The 897-nt window shown below is 38.6% G+C and carries 1 protein-coding gene; it reads left to right on the forward strand.

From position 1 onward, the window contains the following. Positions 1-897, forward strand: an 897-nt coding sequence (locus tag ACFSUL_RS21325) for an ISL3 family transposase (RefSeq protein WP_377938383.1), incomplete at both ends; no start/stop codon positions are given.

Below are 897 nucleotides of genomic sequence, written 5' to 3' on the forward strand. Positions count from 1 at the left end.
ATTTCTATCCGAACAATTAAAGGGAAGACATTTAAAGAAACCGCAGAGAATTATGGTAGTTCTGCTACTACCATTGTTCGTCGCTTTGATGCATTGGCGACGAAAGAAATCCAGGAAGTCAGAGAATTACCACCTGTCATTGCGATAGATGAATACAAAGGTGATACAAGGGAAGGAAAATATCAGCTTATCATTGCCAATGGGGAGACCAAAGAACCTATTGATATTCTTCCGAACCGTTATAAGCGTACGATTAAAGAATACTTAAAGAAATACGGTAATAAGGTTCAAATTGTCGTTATGGATATGAGTCCTTCCTTCAAAGCAGCTGTCCAAGAAGCACTAGGACGTCCTGTCATTGTGGCAGACCGTTTTCATTTTTGCCGGTATATATACTGGGGATTGGACGCAGTAAGAAGAAGAGTCCAAGGGGATTTTCATCCATATGATCGCAAAAAGTGTAAACGGATGAAATATATCTTTCATAAAGAAAACAGCCGATTAACGGAGGAAGAGCATTGGCACTTAGAAAGATACTTAGGAATGGCAGAGGAACTTAAAATAGCTTATCAATTGAAGGAAAGCTATCGTGCCTGGTTTACACGGGCGAAAGAAATTGGAAGAAAAGAGATCGTACGAGTGAAAGAAGAGTTAAAAGAGTTATACCAATTGATGGAGAGAGCTAGTATTCCTGAAATGAGTCGTGCGATGATGACCTTTAGAAATTGGCAGACCGAAATACTTAATAGCTTTGTGTACGATTACTCAAACGGGTTTCTCGAAGGAATCAACAACACAACAAAAGTGTTGAAGCGAAATGCCTTTGGATTTAGAAGTTTTCATCGTTTTAGAGCGAAGATATTATTGAATCATAAGTATAAAAGAATGGGGATACAC

Origin of the sequence: Bacillus seohaeanensis (genome assembly GCF_042684945.1) — a bacterium.
Lineage (GTDB): Bacteria > Bacillota > Bacilli > Bacillales > Bacillaceae_B > Rossellomorea > Rossellomorea seohaeanensis.